The sequence below is a fragment of the Pseudoalteromonas sp. 0802 genome (genome assembly GCF_013350085.1).
GTDB lineage: Bacteria > Pseudomonadota > Gammaproteobacteria > Enterobacterales > Alteromonadaceae > Pseudoalteromonas.
Genome location: NZ_JABVXE010000001.1, coordinates 117,646 through 123,645, shown reverse-complemented (window position 1 = coordinate 123,645; position 6,000 = coordinate 117,646). Strand labels below are relative to the sequence as shown.

The following is a 6,000-nucleotide window of genomic DNA, read 5'->3' as shown; positions in this document are numbered from 1 at the left end:
AAAGAATGGTGGGTCATGATGGACTCGAACCATCGACCAATGGATTAAAAGTCCACTGCTCTACCAACTGAGCTAATGACCCGCTCTAATGCTTATAAAAAGCTACGTAAATCCGTCGATAAAGAACCATTCTAAAGAATGGTGGGTCATGATGGACTTGAACCATCGACCAATGGATTAAAAGTCCACTGCTCTACCAACTGAGCTAATGACCCGCTCTTTTTTCCGCATTTTGGCTGTTGTTACCAATCGCCTGCTGCGGGCGCTTATAATACTTATTTAAATGCTGAGTGCAACAGAAAATATCTCTTTTTTTAAGTTTTTATGTCTAGTTGCCTAATTTTAGACCGCTTATGTCAAAAAGCAGTCTAATCAGGTCAAATCTACATTTGCGACAGACGTTCTGTGGCTAATTTAGCAGCGGTAGTACTTGGGTACTGATTAATTAAATCATTAAAGGTTTTAAGGGCTTGCTCGCCTAAACCTTGATCCGCTAATAAGTTTCCTAACTTTAACATCGCATCTGGGCGCTTATTAGAATTAGGGTATTCATTCACAACAACTTTAAAGTGCTCAGTTGCACCAGCTTGATCGTTTTGGATTGTTAGCAGCTGGCCTAACCAATAATGCGCATTAGATGCATACACTGAATTAGGATAAGTAGTTAAGAATGTTTGGAACTCAGGAATTGCTTGCTCATAACGTTTATCTTTCATGATTAACGCTACAGCACGCTCATAGGCTTCGTTTTCAGATAAGTCTGAACTGATTGCCTGTGATGCACCCACATCCGTATAAGTGTTAGTAGGTTGAGTTTGTGTTGCAGCAGGCTGGCTATAAGCTTGGCTTACACGGTTCTCAATCTCTTGATAAAGCTCACGCTGACGCTGAAGTACTTTTTCAAGCTTATAGCTTTGCTCTTCAGTAATACCACGTACTTGGCTCACTTCGTCTTGTAAAATATTAAGCTGCTGCTGAAGCTCAGCTTGCAATAAATTACGTGACTTCATCATGTTTTCTAAAGCGACTAAACGCTTCTCAATGCTCGATTGCGAGCTTGCAGCTTCTGAAACAGGAGCGGGAGCAGCCCATAACTGGGTGCTCCCGCTTAAGATCATTGCTGCCAAAATAATTTTCGGCTTCATAATGACTCTTTATTAGTAAACTAATACTGCGCGACGGTTCTTCGCGAACGCTTCTTCAGTGCGAGACTTAACCATTGGCTTCTCTTCACCATAGCTCACTACTGACATTTGGCTAGCAGAAACACCTAAACTTTGTAGGTATTTTTCTACTGCTTGACCACGGTGCTCACCTAGTGCGATGTTGTACTCAGGCGTACCGCGCTCGTCTGCGTGACCTTCGATTAGTACTTTAACTGAAGGGTTTTGTACTAAAAACTCAGCGTGTGCTTGTAATAATTCAGCATATTTGCTTTGGATTTTTGCGTTATCAAAACCAAAGTAAATGATTTGCTCTTGACGTAGCGCTTCGTATTTTTCACGAAGTGCTTCTTCAGCTTGTTGCTCTGGAGTAAGCGTTGCAACTTCAACAGTATCAGTGTTGTTTGATTGCTCAACCATACCTTGGTTAGATTGGTTTGCAGCACCTTCGTCAACACCTGAAGAAGAGCTACACGCCGCTAATGTCATCACTGGCACAGCAATTAGCAGGCCTTTTAAAGTTTTATTAAGTTGCATTTAATTGATTCCTATATTGAGTAAACCAGTAAAATTACTGTAAATAAGGCGACCAAGCTGGTGCCTTTACTTGTCCGTTTAGCACAGGTAAGCGTGCTTTAAAGCGACCGTCCATAGAAACTAACGCCAACACCTGTTTATTATTATGAAGCGTGCTGTAGATAATCATCGAGCCGTTTGGAGCGATACTCGGTGATTCATCTAAGCGAGTTCTAGTTAATACTTGGAACGCGCCTGTAGCTAGCTCTTTCTTAGCAAGATGGTATTGACCGTTAGTACGGTTCACCATCACTAATTCTTTTCCGTCTGGAGAAACCGAACCTGCTAGGTTCATATCTCCGTCAAACGTCATGCGTTTTGACCTACCAGTTTGCAAATTTAACTTATAAATCTGGGCATTACCACCCCTTTCAGACGTAAACACAATATCTTGTCCATTAGGGAACCAAGATGGTTCAGTATCTATACTACGGTGGTTTGTAAGGCGTCTTTCTTTGCGAGTTGCAAGGTCTAAAACATATACTTCTGTTGCACCATTTCGGTCTTTAGAAAGCACTAATAATAACTTTTTACCATCAGGCGAGAACTGCGGTGCACCATTAATACCAGGGTGACTTGTGATCAGCTCACGTTTACCTGTGTATAAATCTTGAATATAAATTTGGCTTTGACGATTCTCAAATGTTACGTACGCAAGCTTAGTACCGTCAGGTGACCACGCTGGTGACATTAATGGCTCTTTAGAGCGAAGTAACACTTGCTCGTTGTAACCATCGTAATCAGCAACTACAAGCTGGTATGGCTTAGGCTCTTCTTCGCGAACAATCACATAAGCAATCTTCGTTAAGAATGCACCTTTTTCACCGGTTAGCGCTTCGTAAACCACATCACTAATGCGGTGCGCGTAACGACGAAAACCTGTTTCAGCAATTACGCTTTCACGTGCGTCTAAAATGTGATCTTGGCTTTTAACTAATTGGCCATTGCTCATCATTTGCGTTTCGCCACCGGTAATTTGACCACGAATAACATCAATAAGCTCATACTTAACTAAGTAACGGCCATTTGTTTGCTGCTCGACTTGGCCTACAAGAACCGCTTCAACGCCTTTATTAACCCAAGCGCCGTAATCAACGTCGGTGTCAGTAGCTGGAAGCTGCGGCATTGTGTTCACGTCAATTGGCTTAAACTTACCACTACGCATTAAGTCAGCTGCAATCACTGAGCTTAATTTTTCAGGGATAGTTCCTACACCATTGTACTGGAAAGGTACAATCGCAATTGGACGTGCACCGTCAATACCGTCGGTGATCACAATTTCTAGTGCAGCACTGGCAATGCCATGAAAGCCCAGTAATACAATAAAACATGCTGTTTTTATCTGGTTAAACATATCATTCCTTTAAAATTGAGGCGCTATTGTTAAATTAATATTTTTAAGTTGCTCAAATACTTCACGGTCTGGTGATACTGGAAGTGTGTCTGCCATACGCACCGCGCGCATTGCAGCTTCACATACCAAGGTATCTCCGCCCAGTGATTTTACTTGAGTCACTAAGCCATTAAAACCAAGACGAATATTAAGACGACATTCTTTACCTTTCATCTTCTCATCTTTTAAGAAGTTTTGTTGAATGCGCGCCATAATTAACGCTTTATATTTTTCAACTTCGCCCACTACTTGTTGCTGGCGCACTTTATTACGTGCAGCCTGCTCAGCAGCTAATTGTTCTTGTAGCATTTGCTCTTGCAATGCTTGCTGGCGTTTACGCTCTGCTTCAGCTTCTTTGCGTTTACGTTCAGCTTCAGCTTCGGCAGCTTTACGCTTACGCTCTTCTTCCGCTTTCTTTAACGCTTCTTCTTCAGCTTTACGTTTTTCAGCTGCAGCTTTCGCTGCGGCTTCAGCTTCTTGCTTTTGCTTTTCAGCCTGTTGCGCTTTAGCTCGTTCTTTCTCTTGAATTTCACGTGCTTTCTTCGCTTGTGCTTCTGCTTCTGCTTTTTCTTTCTCTTTCGCGCGGCGTTGCTGCTCTAGCTTTTTAAGGCGTCTGTCTTCAGCTTCACGTTGCTTACGTGCATCATTTGCACGGCGCTCAAGGTCACGAATACGTTTTGCTTCGGCTCGTTTTTTTGCTTCTTCTTGCTTTTTAAGCTCGGCAATTTTCTGCTCAACCTTTTGCTGATCAACCGTTACTGCGGCAACGGCTTTTTCAGGCTCTGGTAAAGCAGGGTTCAGCGTTACTTCCATCACCTTAGGCGCTGGCATATGAAAATTAGCTGTTGCTACTAATAAACCTGCTATTGCAAGGTGCAAAAGAACCGATTTTACTACTGATGCACCCATACTAGCCTTTCGTCCCCTCGAATGATTCGGTCATAAGACCCACTGAAGGCACACCAGCATTTTTCAAAAAGTCCATAAGTAGCAGTACTTCTTGATAAGAAACACGGCCAGAACCTTTAATCATCACAGGTGTATCTGGATTTTTTTGCAGTTGAAGTTTAATTACCGCCGCAACATCCAGCGCTTCCATTGGTGCTTCTGGGTCAGTACCAATACTTACATAGTACTTACCTTCAGCATCAATTGACGCAATGATAGGCGGTGTATCTTTGGTATCAACTAAATCCGATTCTTCCATTTTCGGCAAGTCCACTTTTACGCCATGGGTAATAAGTGGCGCAGTTGCCATAAATATAATTAGTAGTACCAACATTACATCAATGTAAGGTACTACGTTTATTTCACCTACAGGGCGACGTTTCTTACGCTGATACATTCGCTTTAGCCTCTATTTGCGCAGCTGCTTGGCGGTGTAAAATATTGGCGAATTCTTCCATGAAGTTAATGTAATTACCTTCAAGCTTTTCTACTTTATTAGCAAAACGGTTGTAAGCAATTACAGCAGGGATTGCAGCAAATAAGCCCATTGCAGTTGCAATCAGCGCTTCGGCGATACCTGGCGCTACCATTTGTAGCGTTGCTTGTTTAACTTCACCTAACGCGATGAATGCGTTCATGATACCCCATACCGTACCAAACAGACCGATGTAAGGACTAATTGAACCCACTGTTGCTAAAAACGATAAACTAGACTCAAGCTTTTCAACTTCGCGCGACAGCGCAACACGCATTGAACGATGTGTGCCTTCCATTACGATGCCTGCACTTTGAAATGTATTTTTCTTATGACGTGCAAACTCTTTAAATCCTGCAACGAATAATGCTTCAACACCTGATGCACCACCAGGACGAGCAGATACTTCGTTATATAATTTACTTAAATCAATACCTGACCAAAACTTTTGCTCAAAACGCTTAGCGCCATTAAGTGCATCAGAAATCGCTTTTTTACGTTGAAAAATAATTGCCCATGACATTACCGACATACCGACTAATGCCAACATTACTAGCTGGACAAGTACACTGGCTTCTAGAATAAGATCTAAAAAGTTAAGCCCTGATCCCACGTTAAACTCCTAAAATAGATTTCTATGTAATTTGTTATATTTTTTACACTTGCATTTATTGACCACAATCATGGCCAAAAGTTACATCTAGTGTATCTAGTCAGTTATAAACTGACAACGCTCTTGCTGTGAATTAGCGGCAAATAACGGTAAAAAGCAATTTACTTAGTTATTTTTTAGCCATATTAGGTTTTATCAACACATTTACGCATATTTTCACCTTAATAATAAGTCACTAGAATAGCTCTCAAAAGCAACCAAAACAGTCAAAAACACGACGTTTATTCATAAATTACGCATAAACACCCAAAAGCACTTTTGAAAATCTACTACAGAATACTTAAACTAATCCTGAATAAAGATCACAAAAATTATAAAAACCCTTTTATTCAGAAGGTTAAAAACAAAATAGTTACAAAGTGAACAAAAAGAAAACAATTCAATTTTTAGCTCACATTAGTTTTTTTTATCTGAAAATAAAATTTTTCTAGTTTGAAGAAAAATCCATCATTGCGTATTATTTACCTATACCGAGCTAGCAACCTCATGAAAGTTTCTTTCATCAAGCTCCGTTTTTAGCAATATGAAGTTTCGTATTGCTCTAGGTTTACTTAAATCGGGATAAAACCTTATTCAAGTAGACCGTAGTTCCCTGGATTACTTCCTTCAACTTGTTGTTTGCCCGCATCCTTATGCGGGCTTTTTTTTGCCTACACAAACGCCAATGAGAATACCTACCGATAACTTAACAGCATGTGAATTACAGATGTTAAAATGAGACAACAATCTAGGGTTAGTGGTTAGTGGTTAGTGGTTAGAACAAAGTAAAACC

6 protein-coding genes and 2 tRNA genes are annotated in these 6,000 nt (G+C 40.8%); all 8 read right to left on the bottom strand.

What is annotated here, in order from left to right; translation table 11 throughout:
- Nucleotides 1-6: 6 nt before the first annotated feature.
- A tRNA-Lys gene (locus tag HUS61_RS00615) sits at nucleotides 7-82 on the bottom strand.
- Nucleotides 83-139: 57 nt separating this feature from the next.
- Nucleotides 140-215: transfer RNA gene (locus HUS61_RS00610), tRNA-Lys, on the bottom strand.
- 168 nt (nucleotides 216-383) lie between these two features.
- On the bottom strand, nucleotides 384-1,145 hold the full coding sequence (ybgF, locus tag HUS61_RS00605) for a tol-pal system protein YbgF (protein WP_054561292.1): 762 nt from the start codon (nucleotides 1,143-1,145) through the stop codon (nucleotides 384-386).
- A gap of 12 nt (nucleotides 1,146-1,157) precedes the next feature.
- Nucleotides 1,158-1,700, bottom strand: a complete 543-nt coding sequence (pal, locus tag HUS61_RS00600; RefSeq protein ID WP_054553016.1) for a peptidoglycan-associated lipoprotein Pal — start codon at nucleotides 1,698-1,700, stop codon at nucleotides 1,158-1,160.
- Between the two features lie 34 nt (nucleotides 1,701-1,734).
- On the bottom strand, nucleotides 1,735-3,093 hold the full coding sequence (gene tolB, locus HUS61_RS00595; RefSeq protein WP_175081792.1) for a Tol-Pal system beta propeller repeat protein TolB: 1,359 nt from the start codon (nucleotides 3,091-3,093) through the stop codon (nucleotides 1,735-1,737).
- Between the two features lie 9 nt (nucleotides 3,094-3,102).
- Complete coding sequence (gene tolA / locus HUS61_RS00590) at nucleotides 3,103-4,041, bottom strand: cell envelope integrity protein TolA (protein WP_054561290.1); 939 nt, start codon at nucleotides 4,039-4,041, stop codon at nucleotides 3,103-3,105.
- Between the two features lies 1 nt (nucleotide 4,042).
- A complete protein-coding gene (tolR, locus tag HUS61_RS00585) occupies nucleotides 4,043-4,477 on the bottom strand; it encodes a protein TolR (RefSeq protein ID WP_054561289.1) in 435 nt (144 codons plus the stop codon).
- Nucleotides 4,464-5,168 carry a protein TolQ gene (gene tolQ, locus HUS61_RS00580; RefSeq protein ID WP_054561288.1) on the bottom strand — a complete coding sequence of 235 codons (705 nt, stop codon included), beginning with the start codon at nucleotides 5,166-5,168 and terminating at the stop codon, nucleotides 4,464-4,466. The genes tolR and tolQ overlap by 14 nt, the downstream gene beginning before the upstream one ends.
- Nucleotides 5,169-6,000 lie beyond the last annotated feature (832 nt).